The sequence below is a fragment of the Deinococcus hopiensis KR-140 genome (genome assembly GCF_900176165.1).
In the GTDB taxonomy this organism is placed as follows: domain Bacteria; phylum Deinococcota; class Deinococci; order Deinococcales; family Deinococcaceae; genus Deinococcus; species Deinococcus hopiensis.
Genome location: NZ_FWWU01000004.1, coordinates 113694 through 133024 on the forward strand (window position 1 = coordinate 113694; position 19331 = coordinate 133024).

General features: G+C 67.7%; 20 protein-coding genes and 1 riboswitch. Of the genes, 2 read left to right on the top strand and 18 right to left on the bottom strand.

Going from position 1 to position 19331, the window contains the following annotated elements; all coding sequences use genetic code 11:
* Positions 1 to 2: 2 nt before the first annotated feature.
* The 10 genes from bluB to B9A95_RS03835 form a co-directional block, all read right to left on the bottom strand.
* Positions 3 to 617, bottom strand: coding sequence for a 5,6-dimethylbenzimidazole synthase (gene bluB / locus B9A95_RS03790; RefSeq protein WP_084045614.1), 615 nt, complete (start codon positions 615 to 617; stop codon positions 3 to 5).
* Positions 617 to 1297, bottom strand: coding sequence for a HoxN/HupN/NixA family nickel/cobalt transporter (locus B9A95_RS03795; RefSeq protein ID WP_084045615.1), 681 nt, complete (start codon positions 1295 to 1297; stop codon positions 617 to 619). Before B9A95_RS03795 ends, bluB begins: the two co-directional genes overlap by 1 nt.
* Before the next feature lies 1 nt (position 1298).
* A complete protein-coding gene (locus B9A95_RS03800; RefSeq protein WP_084045616.1) occupies positions 1299 to 2399 on the bottom strand; it encodes a CobW family GTP-binding protein in 1101 nt (366 codons plus the stop codon).
* Positions 2396 to 3937, bottom strand: a complete 1542-nt coding sequence (gene cobJ / locus B9A95_RS03805; RefSeq protein ID WP_084045617.1) for a precorrin-3B C(17)-methyltransferase — start codon at positions 3935 to 3937, stop codon at positions 2396 to 2398. The genes B9A95_RS03800 and cobJ overlap by 4 nt, the downstream gene beginning before the upstream one ends.
* A complete protein-coding gene (locus tag B9A95_RS03810; protein WP_084045618.1) occupies positions 3934 to 4695 on the bottom strand; it encodes a cobalamin biosynthesis protein in 762 nt (253 codons plus the stop codon). The genes cobJ and B9A95_RS03810 overlap by 4 nt, the downstream gene beginning before the upstream one ends.
* Positions 4692 to 5459, bottom strand: coding sequence for a precorrin-4 C(11)-methyltransferase (gene cobM / locus B9A95_RS03815; RefSeq protein WP_245808141.1), 768 nt, complete (start codon positions 5457 to 5459; stop codon positions 4692 to 4694). The genes B9A95_RS03810 and cobM overlap by 4 nt, the downstream gene beginning before the upstream one ends.
* A gap of 2 nt (positions 5460 to 5461) precedes the next feature.
* A complete protein-coding gene (gene cobI / locus B9A95_RS03820) occupies positions 5462 to 6193 on the bottom strand; it encodes a precorrin-2 C(20)-methyltransferase (protein WP_084045620.1) in 732 nt (243 codons plus the stop codon).
* Positions 6190 to 7326, bottom strand: a complete 1137-nt coding sequence (cbiD, locus tag B9A95_RS03825) for a cobalt-precorrin-5B (C(1))-methyltransferase CbiD (protein WP_245808121.1) — start codon at positions 7324 to 7326, stop codon at positions 6190 to 6192. Before cbiD ends, cobI begins: the two co-directional genes overlap by 4 nt.
* A complete protein-coding gene (locus tag B9A95_RS03830) occupies positions 7323 to 8912 on the bottom strand; it encodes a precorrin-8X methylmutase (RefSeq protein ID WP_084045621.1) in 1590 nt (529 codons plus the stop codon). The genes cbiD and B9A95_RS03830 overlap by 4 nt, the downstream gene beginning before the upstream one ends.
* On the bottom strand, positions 8909 to 9865 hold the full coding sequence (locus B9A95_RS03835; RefSeq protein ID WP_281255803.1) for a cobalt-precorrin-7 (C(5))-methyltransferase: 957 nt from the start codon (positions 9863 to 9865) through the stop codon (positions 8909 to 8911). Before B9A95_RS03835 ends, B9A95_RS03830 begins: the two co-directional genes overlap by 4 nt.
* Positions 9840 to 9954: riboswitch (cobalamin riboswitch) on the bottom strand. It overlaps the preceding gene by 26 nt.
* Before the next feature lie 195 nt (positions 9955 to 10149).
* Here B9A95_RS03835 and B9A95_RS03840 point away from each other — a divergent pair.
* The gene (locus B9A95_RS03840) at positions 10150 to 11172 is read left to right on the top strand and encodes an aldo/keto reductase (RefSeq protein WP_084045622.1); all 1023 of its coding nucleotides are present in this window, start codon (positions 10150 to 10152) and stop codon (positions 11170 to 11172) included.
* Positions 11173 to 11240: 68 nt separating this feature from the next.
* On the opposite strand, the gene B9A95_RS03845 is transcribed toward B9A95_RS03840, so the two are convergent.
* The 8 genes from B9A95_RS03845 to B9A95_RS03880 form a co-directional block, all read right to left on the bottom strand.
* Positions 11241 to 11498, bottom strand: a complete 258-nt coding sequence (locus B9A95_RS03845; protein ID WP_084045623.1) for a hypothetical protein — start codon at positions 11496 to 11498, stop codon at positions 11241 to 11243.
* Positions 11499 to 11556: 58 nt separating this feature from the next.
* The gene (locus B9A95_RS03850; RefSeq protein WP_245808142.1) at positions 11557 to 12216 is read right to left on the bottom strand and encodes an N-acetylmannosamine-6-phosphate 2-epimerase; all 660 of its coding nucleotides are present in this window, start codon (positions 12214 to 12216) and stop codon (positions 11557 to 11559) included.
* 2 nt (positions 12217 to 12218) lie between these two features.
* Positions 12219 to 12950, bottom strand: coding sequence for an LOG family protein (locus B9A95_RS03855; protein WP_084045625.1), 732 nt, complete (start codon positions 12948 to 12950; stop codon positions 12219 to 12221).
* Positions 12951 to 13098: 148 nt separating this feature from the next.
* Positions 13099 to 14118, bottom strand: coding sequence for a glycoside hydrolase family 43 protein (locus B9A95_RS03860; protein WP_139806441.1), 1020 nt, complete (start codon positions 14116 to 14118; stop codon positions 13099 to 13101).
* A 1-nt stretch (position 14119) separates the two neighbouring features.
* Positions 14120 to 14977: a carbohydrate ABC transporter permease gene (locus B9A95_RS03865; RefSeq protein ID WP_084045626.1), complete on the bottom strand. Its 858-nt coding sequence runs from the start codon at positions 14975 to 14977 to the stop codon at positions 14120 to 14122.
* Positions 14977 to 15915: a carbohydrate ABC transporter permease gene (locus B9A95_RS03870; protein WP_084045814.1), complete on the bottom strand. Its 939-nt coding sequence runs from the start codon at positions 15913 to 15915 to the stop codon at positions 14977 to 14979. The genes B9A95_RS03865 and B9A95_RS03870 overlap by 1 nt, the downstream gene beginning before the upstream one ends.
* A 136-nt stretch (positions 15916 to 16051) precedes the next feature.
* Positions 16052 to 17365 (bottom strand): ABC transporter substrate-binding protein, encoded by a 1314-nt coding sequence (locus B9A95_RS03875; protein ID WP_084045627.1) that lies wholly within the window; start codon positions 17363 to 17365, stop codon positions 16052 to 16054.
* Between the two features lie 494 nt (positions 17366 to 17859).
* Entirely contained in the window at positions 17860 to 18849 is a 990-nt protein-coding gene (locus B9A95_RS03880) for an ion channel (protein WP_084045628.1), read from the bottom strand.
* 77 nt (positions 18850 to 18926) lie between these two features.
* Here B9A95_RS03880 and B9A95_RS03885 point away from each other — a divergent pair, with 77 nt between their 5' ends.
* Positions 18927 to 19256, top strand: a complete 330-nt coding sequence (locus tag B9A95_RS03885; RefSeq protein ID WP_084045629.1) for a helix-turn-helix domain-containing protein — start codon at positions 18927 to 18929, stop codon at positions 19254 to 19256.
* Positions 19257 to 19331: the final 75 nt, after the last annotated feature.

A 19331-nucleotide genomic window follows, 5' to 3' on the forward strand; every position in this document is an offset into this window, starting at 1 on the left:
CTTCAGTCCCGCCACTCCACCGTGAGGGGCCGGGCCTGCGCCCAGCCCACGGTCTGCAGCAGGGGCTCTTTCAGATCCAGGGCGGGAAAGCCCAGGCACAGGTAGGCGAGGGGACGGAGGTGGCCGGGCAGCCCCAGCGCCGCCATCAAGTCGTCCGGCTCCACCAGACTGACCCAGCCCATCCCCAGTCCCTCGGCCGTGGCGGCCAGCCAGGCGAGCGTGATGGCGCTGACCACGCTGTACTCCAGGGCGGTGGGCAGGCTGGTGGTGCCCAGCGTAGCGTCCGCAGGCGGCACGAAGCTGACGAGCAGGCCGACGGGCGCTTCCCGGATGCCCTCCAGTTTCAGCGTGTTGTACAGGGCGCGGCGCGGTCCGGCGAAGCGTTCCTGCTCCCGCGCCCGGACCCCCGCGAAGCTGGTGTAGACGGCGTTCCGCAGGTCTGGGCCGCGCACCACCGTCACGTGCCAGGGCTGGCTCAGGCCCACGCTGGGAGCGACGCGAAACGCCTCCAGCACCCGCTCCAGCGCTCCTTGCGGAACGGGGTCAGGGCGGAAATGCCGGTGGTCGCGCCGGGCTTCCAGCACGCGCCACAGGGCCTCGCGGTCGCCGGAACGCATCAGGCCACCTGCGGAGTCCGGGGACCCATCCGGCTCCAGATTCGCAGGGCCAGCAGCACGCCGAACACAGCCAGCCCCAGTGGTCCGGCCACGTCCTCCAGGCTCACGTTCGCCAGGCCAGTCAGGGCAAACAGCAGGGACAGGCCCACCACCAGCCAGCCCATGACGCGGGAGGCGATGTCCGAGCGGCGGGGGTCGGCCCGCTGACCGCGCTGAAGCTGCGACGCGAGCAGGCCGTCCAGGCCGTCGGCCAGCACCATGCCCAGGGTGAAGGTCAGGCCCAGGGCCAGCGGAGAGAGGCTGCGCGCCAGGGACAGGGCCGCGAGCTGGCTGCTCGTTTCCATTCCCACAGCCAGCAGCAGGCCCACCACGAACGGTCCCAACGCCAGTGCGGGCAGCCGGTGCGTGTGGGCAGGGGCGGGGCGCAGCAGCCGCCACAGGTTGAGCGCCGCCACCCCCAGGAACAGGTACGGGGCCAGCCAGTCCAGCCCGAAGTCCTGACCCAGGTGCCCCGCGAGCAGCGCCAGCAGGGTGACCACCAGCCCGTGTCCCAGCCCGAACAGCACGCCAGTCCAGCGGCTGGGGCGCAACCGGGAAAAGCCGTCGATGGCCGCGAGGTGATCGGCGTCTATCCCGTGCCGCACGCCGAGCGCGAACACCAGGGCGAGGGTGGCCGCCATCTCAGGCCCACCGCTGGGGCAGCGCCCGCTGCAGCGCCTCGGTGACTTTCTTGCGGCTGACGTGGTAGCCGATAAAAATCAGCTCGTTGGCGGCATCTGCGTTGACGGGTGCGGGGTGCACCTCCACCCGGGAGCGCACCGCCTGCACCGCGTGCCGCCCGCCGTCCTCGCCCTGCACGAAGCCCTTCACGCGCAGCACGGGAAACACCCGGGCCACATTCTGCACGGTCCGCACCAGCTCGGGCACGTTCTGCGCGTCGTCGCTGGTCAGGCGGAAAGACTGCCAGCCTGGGTCGTGCTCGTGGAAGTGCTGGTGGGTGCTCAGGCTGTGGACGTGGGCGTCCAGATCGCCGTGTGCGTGACCGTCCAGGGCGCTGTGGTCGTGCAGGGGCTGTGCCAGCGTACCGGGAGCGCCACTGACGGGGGCCTGGTGGGCCGCACTGCGGCGGCCGTGCAGATTCAGACCCAGGGTGAGCTGCGTATCCAGCCGCGCCCCATAGGCCAGTTCGATGAAGCGCACGCGGGGAGCGCGGTGCCGCACGTCCGCTTCCGCCTGAAGCAGGTCCGCGTCGGTCAGGCTGTCAATCTTGTTCAGCACCGCCACGTCCGCATATTCCAGCTGGGCGCCAAAGACCCGGGCGGCGCTGCGGGCGGCCTCCTCGGCGGCTTCCGCGCTGAAGGCTCCCGCCAGCAGCAGGGGAGTGTCCACCACGACCAGGGTCGCGTCCAGCGCGAAGTCGCTGCTGAATTCGGGCTCCTCCAGCGTAACCATCACGGCCGTGGGCACGGCCAGTCCACTCGTCTCGATCAGCACGTGGTCGAAGGTGTGGCGGCGGTCTTTCAGGGCGTGCAGGGTGCGGCGGAAGGCGTCGCCCTCGCCGCCGTAGGCGAGCAGCCCGCCGTGCACGTCGTGCAGCTCTACGCCGTCCTCACGCGTTTCCAGCAGGGGGCCGTCGATGCTGACCTCCCCGAACTCGTTGACAATCAGGGCGAGGGTGCGGTCGTGCGTCTGGTTGAGCAAATTGCCCAGCAAGGTGGTCTTGCCACCCCCCAGAAAGCCGCTGACGATGGTGACGGGGGTTTTGAAGGTCGAAAGGGTCATGCGGGCTCCTTGAGATGGGCGTTCAGGGCGGACAGCAGGGCACCGGTGCTGAAAAAGGCACCGGGAAGGGGCGGTGGGCGGCGCACCACAATGAGGGGCAGGCCGAGTTCGCGGGCCGCCTCCAGCTTGGCGGGGAAGCCCCCCTCCGCACCGCTTTCCTTGGTGACCACCGCACCGATGTTCCAGGCCCGCCACTGGGCCACGTTGAATTCACGGGAGAAGGGCCCCACCATGGCGCAGATGCGTCCCGGCGGCACCCCGAGTTCCCCGGCGCGGCGCAGCACGTCAGGCTGCGGCGTGAGGCGCACGAAGACTTCCGCTCCTGGTACGGCGTGCAAGAAGGCTTTCAGGTCCTTGCTGCCCGTCGCCAGGAACACCCGGCCATGGGGCGCGGCGGCCCGCGCGGCTTCCCGAAAGGAATCCACCAGCGCCAGACCCCCCGTGTCGGCGGGCAGACCGCCGGGCCGCTCGTAGCGGAAGTAGGGCAGACCCAGTTCTGCCGTCAGTTCCCGCAGCCCGGCGGTCATGGCCTGGGCATAAGGGTGGGTGGCGTCCACCACGGCCCGCGCACCCCGTAGGGCACGGCGGCGGGCTTCCACCCCCGGGGGACCGCTGTACAGCTCGATGTGCGGATGCTTCGGCGCCACCTGCCCGCCGAGTTCGGAAGCGGCGCTGAGGGTCACGTGCTCCCCGGCCTCCGCCAGCTGCAGGGCCAGGGCATTGCCGTCCCGGGTGCCGCTGAAGACCCAGATACTTTCCCCGAGATGGGAGGACGCAGCCCGCGTCTCCCCGGCCCGCCCGGGCTGCCAGTCGTTGTAACCGCGCGGCGTGTACATCCACCTCCCCTTCCGGGCGGTGAAGCGGTTGCCGATGACGATGGTGGTCAGCATGTCGAACTCGTCTTGCAGCAGGGCTTCGAGCGTGGTGACGCGCACCTCCTGATCCTCGCGGTAGGCGTTGCGGACCACCCCACACACCGTGTCCGGACGCTTGTGTTCCAGCATCAGGCGCAGCACACGGTACACGCCCTCGCGCCTGGACTTGCTTTGCACGTTGTACAGCACGCAGGCGAGGTCCGCCTGGGCGATGTGGCTGGCGCGCCCTTCGATCCACGCCCAGGGACACAGCAGGTCCGAGAGGCTCAGCGTGGCGAAGTCGTGCGTGAGGGGGGAACCCAGCAGGCTGGCGCAGGCGGTGGCGCTGGTAATGCCGGGAATGACCTCCACGCCGAAGGGCGGGTCCTGGGGCAGGTCCTCGAACACCAACCCCGCCATGGCGTACACGCCGATGTCCCCGCTGCTGACGAGGGCCACCCGCTTTCCCTCCCCCGCCTTCTCGGTGGCGAGCTGCGCGCGGTACTTCTCCTGGGTCAGGGGCGGGGTCAGCACCTCCTGCGTGGTGATCAGGGGCTGCACCCAGCGCAGGTACAGGTCATACGCGACGATCACGTCCGCGTCCAGCAGGGCCTGTCGGGCACGTTCGGGCACCAGTGAGAGGTCTCCCGGACCGACAGAAACGAGGCTGAGATGTCCGGTCATGACTTTTCCTCGAAAGCGGATGCGCCTGGGTCCTCCACCACAGCGACGGTCACGCCGTCCAGGGCCAGCTTGGGCACGATGAGGCTTCCCCGGGGGCTGGCGCTCAGGGCGCAGGGTTCGCACACCCCGGGCAGCCCCACGTTCTGCTGCACCCAGGCGCTGGGCTGCGTGACAAAAGGCCGCGCGGCGAGGTCAGCCCGGTCCAGTACCCGCAGAGGCAGGCCGTGCCGCTCACAGAAGGCGAGCAGGCCCGCCTCGTTCGCCTTGAGGTCCACTGTCGCCACCTCGCGCACCTCGTCCAGGTGGCGTTCTCCCAGGGCCTGCCGAACGGCGGCGGTAATCTGGTTCTCGCTCACGCCCCGGCGGCACCCGATGCCCAGGGTGAGGGGCTTGACCGCCTCGGTGGCGGTGGTCACGACGGGCACGGCCGCGGTGAGGCGGGACACCCGGTAGGCGAGGCGATTGGCCCCGCCCTCATGTCCACCCAGCAGGGCAATGGCGAAGCGGGCCGCGTCGTCCAGCACCACCACCGCCGGGTCCGTGCGTTTGTTGCGCGTCAGCCCGTCCAGAAAGCGCACGGCGATGCCGGTGGCCCCAATGAAGACCCAGGCGCGGGCCTCATGGAAGGCGTCCTGAAACTGGGCAAGGGGTCGCGCGGCATTTTGCCAGGGCCGGTGCAGGGCGGCGTTCAGCGCCTCTGCCAGCCGCTGCGCCAGCGCCTCCGATTCGCGGCGGACTGGCCAGATCGCCACCGTCACGCCTCCCCCCCGGGCTTCTCAGCGCGGCGGAACCGGTGGGCGTAGGCGGGGTCGTACAGGCAGCTGCTCGTCTCGGGGTCCGAGAGGGCCGGGCTGACGAGCAGCATGGTGGTCAGCGCCCACTCGCTCACGCGGATTTCGGACAGCAGGCGATCCAGCGTGCTGACGTGCTGCCGCTCGCCAGGCTGACTGGCCCGCTGCACCAGGGCCACGGGGGTGTGCGGCGGGTAGGCCGTGAGCAGGTCTGCCACGATGTGAGGGAGCTGGTTGCCCCCCAGGAACAGGCAGAGGCTCGCGCCGTGTGCGGCGAGGCTGGGCAGGTTCTCCCGCTCCGGCACTGGACTGGCCCGGCCCGACACGCGGGTCAGGATGACCGTCTGCGTCACATTGGGGCGGGTGAGTTCGGCGCCCAGCACCGCTGCGCTCGCGGTAAAGCTGCTGACGCCGGGCACCACTTCATACGGAATGTTCAGTTCGCGCAGCGCCCGCATCTGTTCGGCAGTCGCTCCGTAGATGGCGGGGTCGCCGGAGTGCACGCGGGCCACGTTCCGCCCCTGCTCACGGGCACGGCGGTACAGGGCCACCTGCTCGTTCAGATGCATGCCAGCGGTGTTGAAGCGCTCGGCGCCGGGGTGGGCATGTTCCAGCACCGCCCCGGGCACCAGGGAACCGGCGTAGAGGATGAGCTGGCATTCGCCCAGGAGCCGCGCGCCGCGCAGCGTGATGAGGTCGGGGGCACCGGGCCCCGCGCCAATGAAATACACCTTCAAGAAAACCTCCGGGGAGCCGATTTGCGAATCAGGAGCACGCTGAGATACCCCAGGCGGCCAGGGTCAGGCAGCGGGTCCAGGCTGGCCCGCACGACCTCGCCGTCCAGGCCCAGCCGGTGGGCGAGGGCGCAGTGGCTCAAGATGCCCAGATCCGAGAGCAGCGCGAGCACAGCGGGCAGGCGGCGGCCCACCTTCATCAGGACCACCACGTCGCTCCGCTCGATCTCGGCGCGCAGGTCTTCCACGTCGTCCGGGCAGGGCAGGATAAGCGCCCGCTCCCTGCCTTCCCCCAGGCTGAAACCGGTCAGGGCGGCGGCAGCGGCGTAGCTGGTCACGCCGGGAAACACGCGGCGTGGCAGGTTCGGCGCTTCCCGCGTCAGGGCCGCCACGAGGTAGCCCAGGGTGCTGTAGGTCATTGCGTCGCCGATGGTCAGGTAGGCGACGCTGCGCCCCGCCCGCTGGTACCCCGCGATTTCCCGGGCCAGCGTCGCGTAATGCTCGCCGATGCGGGAATCGTCACCATCCATCAGGAACGCCACCTCGCGCACCCGTTCGAGGGGAAAGTCCAGGCCGTTCAGCGCGGCGAGGGCCACCGAGCCCTCCGACACACGGGAGCGGGGCGCGTAGATGAAGTCTGCCTCCTGCAAAACGTTCAGCGCCGCGACGGGCAGCAGGCCGTGGGGGCCTGGGCCCACGCCCAGGCCGTAGAAGGTGCCGGGAGGAGTCACGCCTCGGCCTCGCCCAGCCCGCTGCCGTCCAGCGCGAAGAGGGCCACCCGGACGCGGCCCACAGCTGGGGCGCGGCCATGCAGCGCCCCAGCCACCTGCCGCGCTCCCTCCTGCCAGACTTCCCCTCCTCGCGGGTGGGCGGCCAGCAGGGCGACGCAGGCATCGACGGTGTTGGCCCTGGCGAGGGCCTCCACGGTTTCCCCGTCTGCTCCCAGCCCCGCCGCCACCCGGGCGACGGCGTTCATCGCCATGCCGCTGTGCCCACTGTGGGTGTTCCAGTCGCCGTTCAGCACCTTGGCAAGCTTGCCGGGGTGACCCGCAACGAGCAGCAGGGGGAGGGGATGCCCGGTTTCCTCCAGCGCCGACTGCAGGGCGTCGAGCGCCGCACCCACGAAGTTGCTCATCTGCACGGTGGCCTGCGGACACACCTTCAGCGTCTCGCGGGCATACTCGCGGCCCAGCTTGCCGGGCGTCAGGACCACAGCGGGCGGCCTCGCGTGGACGGCCACCCGCACGTACACCTCCACCGACGCCATGTACGCTTCCAGGCTCATGGGTTCCACGATGCCGGTGGTTCCCAGGATGGAGATTCCGCCCGCGATGCCCAGCCGGGGGTTGAAGGTCCGGCGGGCGATGGCCGCGCCGTTTACGCAGCCCACGGTCACGGCAAAGGCTTCGTGCCCCGCCACTTCCCGCGCGGCCCGGCGCATCATCGCCCGGGGTACGGGGTTGATCGCAGGTTCACCTACGGGGACGCGAATACCGGGGGCCGTTACCACGCCGACCCCCTCGCCCGCGTGGAAGGTCATGGGCTGAAGGGAATCTGGCAGGGGCGTGACCCGGACCCACAGCGTCGCCCCGTGCGTGGCATCGGGGTCGTCGCCGCCGTCCTTGACCACCTCGGCGTACGCGCCCACGTCGGTCAGGCACACGTTCTGCACGGGCAGATGCAGGGCGAGGTCCCCGTCCGGCAGCGTGACGTCCACCGCCGTCCGGTACCCTCCGTGCAGCAGCAGCAGGGCCGCTTTCAGGGCCGCGGTGGCCGCGCTGCCCGTGGTGAAGCCCCGCCGCAGGCCATTGGGGGCGAGTTGACTGAGATCGAGGCGGGCAGGTGGTGTCATGGTCAGGCTCACGCTTTGGTCCTGGGCCGGGCCGGCCCTACCTCGGTGGTGGCCACCGCGGCGAGGCGGTTTTGCGCCTCGATCATCAGTGCATTGACCACGCTGCTGGCCCAGGGACTGCCGCCCCGCGTGCCTGCATTCGTGATGCGCGGAACGCGCAGGCAGGCCCGCAGGGCGGCCTTGCTCTCGCGGGTGCCCACGAAGCCCACGGGCAGCCCGACGACGAGACCTGGACGCCAGTGCCGCTCGCGAATGAGGCGTACCGTCTCGAAAATGGCTGTTGGGGCGTCCCCGATGGCGACGATGCAGCCGTTTCCGAACTTCTCGTAGGCGCGGCGGATGCCCGCCGCCGAGCGAGTAATGCCCGCCTCGCGGCTCAGCAGGTGCGTTTCCGGGTCATGGACGCCGCACCAGACCGGCACGCCCAGTTCCCCCAGGACCTGCCGCTTTAGGCCGCTCTGCACCATTGTCACGTCCGTTACCACGGTCAGGCCGCGCAAAATCGCCATGACGCCCGCTTCGGTCGCGCCCGGCGAGAAGTACAAGTCTTCCACGATGTCTGATGTGCCCGCCGTATGCACGAGGCGCTGCATGGCGTAGCGGTCGGAGGGATTGACGGTGGACCAGTCGCGCAGACCCCCGATGATCTCGAAGGACTCCCGCTCGATGGGGTGGGGTTCGTAGGGGGCGATGGTCCTGCGTTTGGGCGCTTCACCCCCCGCCCCCAGCAGCCCCCTGACTGCCCCATGGTGTCCCACCTGCGGCGCGCCTACCTGGGCTTCGTAGCCCACCACCTCCACCCGGTACTTGCACAGCGAGCAGTTCATGTGGCCCTGGCCCCGCACGCCTTCCTGCGCCCGCTCCAGAAACACCCGGGCCACGTTCAGGTGTGGCCCCAGGTGTCCAGCCGTCAGGAACTCGGTCTCTGGCCAGCGCTGGGCAGCCGCCGCCACCGCTTCCCGGACGCGGCGGGCCAACACACCATCGAACAACAGGTACGGAAGCACCACCACGCGGGCAAATCCCAGCCGGGCGGCGCGGGCCAGCCCGGTGGTCAGGTCCGGTCTGGCCGTACCGCTGTAGCAGGCTAGGCTCGCGCCGTAGCCCAGGCCCTCCTCCAGAAAGCGGGCCAGTTTGTGAACGTCCCCGTTCGCGTCGGGGTCGGTGGTGCCGCGACCGACGAGCAGCAGCAGCGTCTCGTTACGGCGAACCTCACGGGATGCCCCGGCCTCGGCTTCCACCAGCCGCTCGCGGCAGACGGCCAGCAGGCCCGGGTGCAGGTCCATGGCCGCGCCGTAGTGAAAGGTGACGTGGGGGAACTCCCGGCGCAGGGCGTTGAGCTCGCTGGGCAGATCGTTCTTGGCATGTGTGGCGGCCAGCAGCACGCCGGGGACCAGCACGATTTCCCGCGCCCCTGCGGCAATGGCTTCCCGCGCGGCCTCGTCAATGGTGGGCGTGTTGAACTCCAGAAACCCGTGGGTGATGACGCGTCCAGGGTCCAGGGCCTTGACCCGAGTGACCAGCTCCTCGAACTGCCCCGAACTGGCAGGGTCACGGCTGCCGTGAGCGGCCAGGACGATGGCGTAGTCGGCACTCACTGTTCTCCCTCCAAACCCGTGGGCATGGGCGTCAGGGCGCGGATAAGCACGATGCTCATGTCCGAGAATTTGCGGCCCTCCATCTCGGCCAGGGTGCCCCTCCACTCGGCCTCATCACGGGAAAGGTTCTCCCAGACCTCCACCTGGTGCGCAGCGCTTGCCCCACCTGCGAGCAAATACGCCGCGACGTCCCCCGGCATAAAGTCCCAGGGACGGGGAATGACGATAGCGTTCCGCCCCCCGCGCAGCACCTCGCGCAGGTGCGTCTTGAAGGGCGTCAGGTTACCCCGGCGGTGAAAGGTCAGGAAGGTGGTCTCGTCGAAGCACACCCGTCCCTTGCTGGCGAGCATCTGCGCGCTGGAGATGCCGGCCACGGTTTCTACCCGGTGTCCGCAGGCCGTTTCCACCCGTTCCAGAAACTGAAAGCCGCTGAAGTGGACGTCGCCCATCAACACCACCACGCAATTCTTCCCCGCCTGATGAAGCTCCGCGACTTCCGCCAGTTTTGCCACCTGATCGCTGTAGCCCATGGTGACCACCTGCTGTTCATTCAGGAGCAGCGGCCGCACCACGTCCACCACGGCGTCAAATCCTGCGACGACATCGGCATTGGACACCAGTTCCGCGCCCCGGCGCGTCAGGAAATCGAGGTGGCCGGGACCCGCCCCGACGCAGACGATCACGGGGACCACCAGGCGGAGAGAACGCTCATTTCGGGGCTTTGGGAGATGGGCGGCAGATCGGGGGACCCCAGGTGGCTGGGGGCAGGTGGAGAAAAGGGCATGGTGAGCTCCGGCGTGCGGGCAGGGCAGCGGGAGTGGGAGCACGAAAAAACCCACTCCAGCCGGGGGCCGGAGCAGGCACGGAACATGCGGCAGCTCGGGAGATGGCCCTCTGACGGCGAGAGGTGCCTGGCCACGTGTTGTGCGTGGCAGGGCGTCCCTGGGGGGCATTCGGGCTTACCGCTCCTTGCGGCATACCGTTGCGCGACAGCGCCGGATTCTCACCGGACTTCCCCACTCCCAGGTGGAGGCAGCATAGCAGAGGGCAGCGGGGCGGGCGGCAGAGGAGCTCCGGGTGCGGAGCAACAGACCCCGGGAGGAAGGGGAGAACGCCGGCGCTTGAGCGTTCCTGAAGTTCCGGTGGAGCGCAGGGCGCGGCCACAGGGCGACGTGGCAAGCTGTGGACGCCCGTCACGTTTGCCCTCGCCCCCGTCTTCCCTCCCGGAGGAGCCCCCATGACCCCCTACCGTCAGCTCGGCCGCAGCGGCCTGCACCTCTTTCCCCTCGGCTTGGGCACCATGCAGTTTGGCTGGACCGCCGACGAGGCCACCTCCTTCGCCCTGATGGACGCCTACGCCGGCGCAGGTGGCAATTTTCTGGACACCGCCGACATCTACACGACCTGGATTCCCGGCAACCCTGGCGGCGTGTCCGAGGAGATCATCGGGCGTTGGCTGAAAGCCCGCGGCAACCGCGACGATATGGTGATCGCCACCAAGGTGCGCGGGCCGATGGGTGGGGTGGATCACCACCAGGGACGCTCGACCATTCACCAGCGCGAGGGCCTGTCGCGCCGCTGGATCTTGAAGGCCTGCGAGGACAGCCTGCGCCGCTTGCAGGTGGACCACATCGACCTGTACCAGGCCCACTGGATCGACGCAGCCACGCCCATCGAGGAAACGCTGGCCGCCTTTACGGAGCTGGTGCGCCGGGGTTACGTGCGGTATATCGGCTGCTCGAACTACAGCGCGTGGAGGCTGATGCAGGCCCTCTGGACGGGTGACCGCCGGGGGCTGGAGAGCTTCGTGAGCATTCAGCCCGAGTACAGCCTGCTCTCGCCCACCCGCGCCAATTTCGAGCGCGAGCTGTCGAGGGTCTGCGTGGAGTACGGCCTGGGGGTCATTCCCTGGAGCCCGCTGGGCGGCGGCATGCTGACGGGCAAGTACCGCCGCGGCCAGCCCCTGCCGGACAGCGTGCGCGCGGGTGAGAACGCAGCCAGGCGTTTTGGCGACCAGAACTTCGACACCGTGGAAACGCTCGTGTCGGTGGCTGAGCGGCACGGCGCGGTGCCCGCGCAGGTGGCCCTCGCGTGGCTGCTCGCCCAGCCCGCCGTAACCGCACCGATCATCGGCGCGAACAGCGTGGAGCAACTGCAAGACCTGCTGGGTACCGTCACCCTGACGCTGGACCCGGCGGACTTGGAAGAGATCAGCCGCGTGAGCGACTGGGAACGCGCCCGCACCGAGCTGGAACGCTAATCGGAGCGTTCAAAAGGCGTGGCCCCCCGGGTTGGGACCAGGGGGGCCTTTGCAATTCGCGGTCGGGGTCAGTCGCGGGGCGGAAAGGAGAGGTGGCCCTCGTACTGCCACAGGCTGAACTGGCGGGGCTTCTTTTCCACTAAGGTGCCCTGCATGACGCCGTGCTGGGTAACGACCTGCACGTCACAGCGGCCTGTGGTGCGGCAGCTTTCCTGCAGCGCAGCAATGTCGCTGTCCAGCGTGCCTTTCGGTTGCACCTTGCCCTCGGCCAGAATCGTCAGTTTTTTATTTTGCTGGACTTGATATTTTCCTTCGAGAATCAACATAGACCCAGCATACGTCACCCGCTCTCATGCAAAAGTTCAGGGCTCCGGGCAGACGTGTTTATCCGTCCAGTGCCTGCGCGTACCACCGCGTAATCACGTCCGGCCGCGTGATCGCCGAGCCCACCACCACGAAGAGGGCCCCGCGTCTGCGCGCCTCCGCCGCTTGCTCCGGAAGGCTGATGCGGCCCTCGGCGGCGAAGGGCAGACCCGCCGCGCGCAGCTCGTCCATCAGGTCCCAGTCGGGGGTGGTCAGGGCCCGGCTGTAAGGGGTGTATCCGGCCAGCGTGGTGCCCACGCAGTCTGCTCCCGCGTCCAGCGCCGCCCGCGCTTCCTCCAGCGTGCTGATATCGGCCATGACCTGCGCGCCCGCCGCGCGAACCGCCGCGAACATGTTCTGCAGCGGTTCGGGCCGGGGCCGCAGGGTGGCGTCCAGCGCCACGATCTCGGCCCCCAGTTCGGCCAGGCGCACCGCTTCCGCCGATGTGGGGGTGATGTACACGTCGGTGTCGTTCCGGTCCGTCTTTGTCAGGCCGATGATGGGCAGGGCCGTCACCGCGCGCACCGCCTGCACGTCCGCGAAGCCCTGCACCCGCAGCCCTGCCGCGCCGCCCAACTCGGCAGCCAGGGCCAGGCGACCGATGATGTAGGAATCGCGCAGCGGACTGCCCGGGTCCGCCTGGCACGACACGACAAGCTGGCCGCGCAACCGCTCCAGCACGCTCAAGACGGCCCTCCCTGGGCGCGGGCGCGGTCTTCCGGCGTCGGGCGTTTGAAGCCGTCTTCCACCTTCGGGTTGAGGTAGAGGTGGATGCCTTCCGGGATACCCGCCACCCCGTCCACCACCTGGAACAACTGCACGTCGTCCGCCGAGATCGCGCCGGACTGGGTGAGGGTACCGGTAAACCACTCCGCCAGCCCCCGCCAGTGATCCGCTCCGACGAGGTAGATGGGCGCGGCGTGCATCTTGCGCGTCTGCACCAGCGTGAGCAATTCCGAAAGTTCGTCCAGCGTGCCGAAGCCGCCCGGAAACACCACGAAGGCGCGGGCGTAGCGCGCCAGCATCACCTTGCGGGCGTGGAAATACTCATAAGTCAGCGAGAGCGTCTGGTACGGATTGGCCCGCTGCTCATGCGGCAGGATGATGTTGTGCCCGATGCTGACGCCTCCGGCCTCGTACGCCCCCTTGTTGGCCGCCTCCATGATGCCGGGGCCGCCACCCGTCATGACGCCGAAGCCCGCCCGAACCAGGGCGCGGCCCAGTTCCTCGGCCAGGCCGTAATAGCGGTCCTTGATGGGCGTGCGGGCGCTGCCGTACACCGTCACCAGGGGCGTGTGCACCCGCGCCATGCGGTCAAAGCCGATGGAGAATTCGCCCAGCGTACGGAACATCTGCCAGGCGTCTTCGGTCATGCGGTCCAGTTCAAAGTGCGCTTCGTTGGGCTCTGTCGTCATGGCAAGGGCTCCTTGTGGGTGGGCAGGGGAGGGGACGCGCCCGACAGGATAAGCCTGCGCGGTGAAAGGCGGAAAACGGCGCAAGAAGAGGCCAGGAGAAACGCGGGCGGAACCCCGAAGGGTCCGCCCGCCTGACGCTCCTTTTCCCCTACGGCTTCGGTGCCCGCTGCGGCGCGAGCGTCGGTCCGTTGACCTTGACCTTGCCGCCCGAGAAGGTCACGGGCGCGAGGTGCATGGAGCGGTAACCCACGCTGTCGTTGGTCTTGCCGGCCTGCCAGGCGTGGTACACCAGCCAGGTCTGCCCGGCCCCGTCCTTGACCACGCTCTGGTGGCCCGGTCCGGCCACCTGCCCCTTGCTCGACAGCACGGGGTTGTCCGCCGCCTTGCGGTACGGCCCCGTGACGCGCGTGGCGGTCGCGTAGCCGACCGCGTACAGGTCCGAGTCAAACGGCCCCGCCGAGTACAGCAGGTAGTACACGCCGCCTGCGCGGTACAGGGTGGGGGCCTCCACCACGTTGCCTTCCCAGATCTCGAAGTTGTTGATGAGGGCCGTGGCCTTGCCCGTCACCTTCAGGCCGTCGGCGCTCAGCGGCTGAAGATAGATGTTGGTGAGCTGGTTGCAGCAGTTGCCGTCGTTCTTCCACAGCAAGTAGCGCTTGCCGTCCGCGTCGGTAAAGGGGCTGGCGTCGATGCTGCCGCCCTCCCCCACCTGGCACACGATGGGGCGCGGCTGGCCCTGAAACGGGCCCTCGGGCGCGGCTGCCGCCGCCGCTCCCACGCACTGCCGCCCACTCTCCGCATCCTGCGCCGTGAAGTACAGCACATACCGTTTGCCGATCTGCGCCACTTCGGGGGCCCAGGTGCGTCCTCCCTTCGCCCAGGCCGGCAGCACGGGCATGGCGTCCGCCTGCATCTGCCAGTGGACGAGGTCCGGGCTGACCGCGTGCGGCACGTTGGCGTTGCTGGAGTTGGTGGCGTAGGCGTGGTAGGTGCTGCCCACCCGCAGCAGGAAGGGATCGGGGAAGTTCTCGTCAATCACCGGATTGCGGAAGGTGGTGGCTGGCGCTGGTTTTGGCCCGGTGCCTCCGGCCTGCACGGGGAAGGAAGACAGCAGCGCCGTGCAGGCGAGCGTGAACGTCAGGAAACGGGGGATCAGGCGTGGGGGCACATTACTCCTTGAGGCCCGTCGTGGCGAGGCCCGATTCCAAAAAGCGCTGCGCGACGAGGTAGGCGATCAGCACCGGCACGGCCGCCAGTGTGGTGGAGGCCATCAGCTTGCCGTACTCGGTCACGTAGCGCTGCGAGAAGGTGGTAATTCCCACCGGCAGCGTCATCTTGTCCACATCGGTGACCGTGTACAGCGGCCAGAGGTAGTTGTTCCACGAGCCCATGAACGCGAACACGGCCAGCGTGATCAGGGGCGGCACGCTCAGCGGCAGGATGATCCTCCAAAAGGTCTGCAAGCTGTTCGCGCCGTCCAGCCGCGCGGCTTCTTCGAGCTCCTTGGGAATGCCGACGAAAAACTGCCGCAGCAAAAACACCCCGAATACGCCCGAAATCCCCGGCCAGATCAGCGCGTGGTACGAGTTGATCCACCCGAACTGCATCATCATGATGTAGGTGGGAATCAGGGTCACGATCCCCGGAATCATCATGGAGCTGAGGATGAACCAGAACCAGGCGTTGCGGCCCCTGAATTTCATACGCGCCAGAGGGTAGGCGGTCAGCGCGCACAGGATGACGTGCAGCACCGTAAAGGTCACGGCCACGAACAGCGAGTTCAGCGTCCAGCGCACGATGTTGCCGTCGGGAGAGGTCAGCACCTCGCGGTAGTTGTCCAGCGTCGGGTGCTGCGGCCACCACTGCACCGGCGTGGCAATAACGTCGGCCTCGGCCTTGAGGGACGTGGTGAGCATCCAGTACACCGGGGCGAGAAACAGGATGGACAGCAGGCACAGCAGCGCGAAGCGCGGAACATCGCGCGGCATCCGGCGGCGCTTGACCTGCGGTTGGTACGTCACGGCCATCAGCCTTCCTCCTTGACGTCACGCGCCATGATCCGGAACTGCATGGCGGTCAGAATGAGCATCATCAGGCCGAACGCGAAGCCGAGCGCCGCGGCGCTGGAATACTGGGTGTTGGTAAACGCCTCCTCGGTGATGTACTGGATCACGCTCTGGGTGCTGCGGTTGGGGCCGCCATTGGTGATGACCTGCGACTGCCCGAACAGCTGGAACGAGGCGAGCGCCGTCGTGACGACCACGAACAGCGTCACTGGCGCGAGCATGGGCAGGGTGATGTAGCGGAACTGCTGCCCGCGCGTGGCCCCGTCCAGTGAGGCCGCCTCGTACAGGCTCTCGGGCACGTTGCTCAGGGCCGCCAGGTACAGCGTCATGTTGAAGCCCAACGTCCACCAGATCGTGCCCACCACGATGGGCACCCACGCCAGCCCCTCAGTAGACAGCCAGGGGATGGGCTGCATCTGCGACAGCGCGCCCGCCGCCGCATTGACCAGCCCGTTCTGGTTATCGAACATCCAGCGCCACAGGATGCCCATCACCGAGACGGTCAAGATGCCCGGCATAAAAAACACTGCCCGGAAAAAGGCCCGTCCGAAGATGGGCCGCTGCAGCAGCAGGGCCAGTCCCAGCGCCGCCGCCACCAGCAGGGGCACGCTCACAATCGTGAAGAAGGTGGTGTTCCACAGCGTCTTCCAGAAAAACTGAAACTGTGGGGTGTCGGGCGTGAACAGGTTGCGGTAGAACTCAGCGCCCACAAAGGGCATCTGCGGGTTCAGCGGGTCCCAGCGGTGCAGGCTGATGTACAGGCCGTAGATCAGCGGATACACCGTAAACACGAAAAACAGCAGCGCGTGCGGCAGCAGGTAGAAGTAGGGTTCCAGATTGAGGCGGCGGCGGGGACCAGGCGTCCGGGTGGTCGTGGGCGGGGCTTGGGTAACGGTCATCGCGGCGTACACCTCTCGTCGGGAGAGCCGGAAAAAGGAGGCGGCCTCCTCCCTCCACAACAGCGTGCGGGGGGAAAGGAAGCCGCCGCCGGGGCTGGGCAGGCGGGGAGCGCCGGGCGACGCTCCCGCACAGGCTTTACTTGAAGTTCTTGCGGGCCTGCTCGATCTGCTTGTTGGCCTCGGCCACACCATCGTTTAGCGCCTTGTCCACGGTCTTCTTGCCCAGGTAAGCCGCTTCCCAGGCCTGATCGAAGGGCCCCATGACCTGACCGACCCAGGGAAAGCCGCTCGTGGCGTACACGCTGCCCAGGCGATCGAAAATGCCGCTGATGGGCGCGTTGTCGAATTTGGGGTTCTTGGCAACGACGCTCTGGCTCGGCAGGCTGCCGGTGCTCGTCCAGCTCAGGTTCTGCTCGGGCTGGGTTATCCAGGCCATAAAGGCCAGGGCCGCCTTGCGCTTGTTGGCGTCGTAGCCGGGGCGCTGTTTGGGCAGCGTCAGGTGGCTCGATCCGCCCCACGCCGCGTCACGTACGGTACCGCCGATACGCGGCATGAAGGTCACGCCGAAATTCATCTTCTGCTGCTCGAAGCGGTCGAGGTACCACTGGCCGCTGGGGAAGAAGCAGACCTTGCCCTGGCTAAAGGCCGCGAGTTCGGCTTCCTCGGTGCTGTTGGGCCGCGCCACGTGTTGCTTCTGCACCAAGTCGACCACGAACTGCACCGCGCTCTTGGCCTGCGGCGAGTTGAAGGCCGCGTTCTCGTTCTTGTCGATCATCGCGCCGCCGTTTTGCAAAATGGCGGCGTAGGCCGCGCGCGCACCCACCCAGTTGTTGTACAGGCTCACACCCCAGGTGTCGAGGTTCTTGGGATCGAAGCCTGCGTCGGTGGATTTCTTGCCGCTCTTGTCCACCGTGCACGCCTGCACGGCCTTGAGAAACTCGGCGCGGGTGCGGGGGGGCTTGTTGGGGTCAAGCCCGGCCTTTTTCATCAGGTCTTTGTTGTAGAACATCGCGTAGGCGACGCTGGACACCGGGATGCCGTAGCTCTGGCCCTTGTAGTCGGCCGTCTGGAAAAGCGGCCCGAAGAAGTTTTTCTTGTTCAGGCCCGCCGCCGTCATCTCGGCGGTCGTCAGGGGCGACACGGCTCCACGAGCGATAAAGCCGGTGATCTGGTCCTCGTTGATCACCACGACGTCGGGCGCGCGGCCCGAGGCCACCAACGAGGGCAACTGCTGCCAGGTCGTGCCCCAGGGCTGGGCCTGCGCGCGCACCTGAATGTTGGGGTGGGTGTCGTTGAACTGCTTGACCAGGGCCTCCATGACGGGGCGGTCAGGGCCGGTAAAGCCGTGCAGGTACGTGAGGCTGACCTTGGGCCCGGTGTAGGTCTGGGCGCCGGCGTGGGCAGCGGCACCGAGGGCGAGCAGGGCAAGCAGAGTACGGGATACGGTCATGAGACAACCTCCTGGGTGGGCAGAGACACCCACTGGAAATGAGGAACATCGCGCCATTCAGGAAAACCGGGCGGAAAACTCGCTGATGTGTTCGAGGGGCAGCCTACAACGCCGGTGAATAATCGTCAAACACCTTGAACCTAAACGGACGAAGTGGTGGGTTTGGACAGTGGGCGGGTGCAGTTCCCGGGCCGGAAACGCTGGAATGGGCGGCCTCCGCCGTAGGCGCAGAGGCGTGAAGTGGCTTGTCCATACAGCATACCTCACCCCCCGTCCACTGAAAACACCCTTTCATCCTATTGAGTTGCGCAGGAAGATTTCGTTACTTTCGCCCGCTGTTGGAGGGGGAAAGCCGATATGAAGCTTGGATGTCGGGGTCTGAAAACGTATTCGCCTTTCGGAGTTGCTTCCAGATCTTACGTCTCTTTTCGTATGGTGCAGCTCAAATGGGGAGAGGAAAGCAGAGCAATAATCGCGAGAAATGTTGTTAGAAATTACTCTGCTGAGGGCGCGGGTTCCACCACGCTCAGCTTCCGCACGTCAATACCAACCGGGCGCCCGGCGCGGCGCACGAAGATATCGGCAAAGCGGGCGTGCCAGCGCAGGTCCGCCCCCTGATAGCTCGTCCTCGCCCGAACAGCGTTGTACACCGCGTCGTCCAGGCCGCGCAGATTCACCATAATCTCGGCCTCAGCGGCCTGCAGCTGCTGCGGGGTCACCTTCCACAGAGGGCTTTCCTCGGTAATGGGGTGGACCACCGTCCACGAGAGGGGAAAGAAGGCCACGCTGCTGCGCTCCAGGGTCAGCGGTGCGAAGTGGCGCACCTGACGGACGCCCACCCGCTTGAAGTACGCCAGTGTGACCTCAATCTGCAGCTCGATCAGGTCCGTGCGTTGCCCGTTGACCAGCCGGAACATCAGGCCCCACCCGCCGCGGTAGGGAGCGATCACCGCGCACTCACTGAACAGCACGCGGTGCCTGGGCCTGGAAAAGCGGGCGAACAGCACTCCAGTTGCCAGCGCCACGCCCACGAGGCCCACGAACGCCTCCACCGTGACGAGCAGATTGGCGGCGAAGGTCCGCGGGTAGACGTGCCCGAAGCCGATGGTGCCGAAGGTCTGCACCGAGAAGAAAAAGCAGGCCCAGAAGCGGTTGCCGTCGCCCTGCGGCATCTCGGACAGTGCGCCCGGACCCAGCGTCAGGTAAGCCAGGGCAAACCCGGCGTTCAGCAGCAGGTAGGTTACCCCCAGCAGACCGAAAAAGGCTGGCCACGAAATGCTGATCAGGTCGTAATACAGGCTCAGTGAGTGCCAGAAGCCGATGCCGCCGCGCTGCAGGGTGAAGCTGCCGTCCTTGTTCAGCATCCGCGTATGGCTCTCTTGCGAGATCACCCGGCCCAGGCCCAGATCGTTGCCCACCGGCTCCACGGAAGCTTCGCCCTGCGGCTGCCGCGCCGCTTGCGAACCGAAAGGAGGAGCGCCCATGGAGCCGATGCTACGCCCCTCCTCACCTGTACCCCGTATGCCGGATGCCTGACCAACGGTCATTTAATATATGACCCGTGGTCAGTAACGCGGAACCTGTGCCGAAATCCAGGGGAGAGCGGGCCCGCAAGGACGGGGACAAGCTGGCCCGCCACGGCGCCATTCTCGATGCGGCCTTCGCCCTGTGGGGCGAGAAGCCGTATACCGACATCACGGTGTCGGACGTGGCACGCGCCGCTGGACTCGCCAGGGGTACCCTCTACCTGTACTTCCAGACCAAGGAGGCGCTGTTCCTGGCGGTGCCCGAGCGCCTGCTCTGGAACTGGTTCGGGGTGGTGGATCGCCGGCTCGCCGCGCAGGAAAGGGCACGCCCCAAACGGTGGCGGTCACGCTCGGCGCCTCTCTGAAGGGGCAGGGGGCCACGTTGCGCCTGCTGAACACCACGCTGGAGCAAAACGGGGCCGAGGCCGAGTGATGCATGT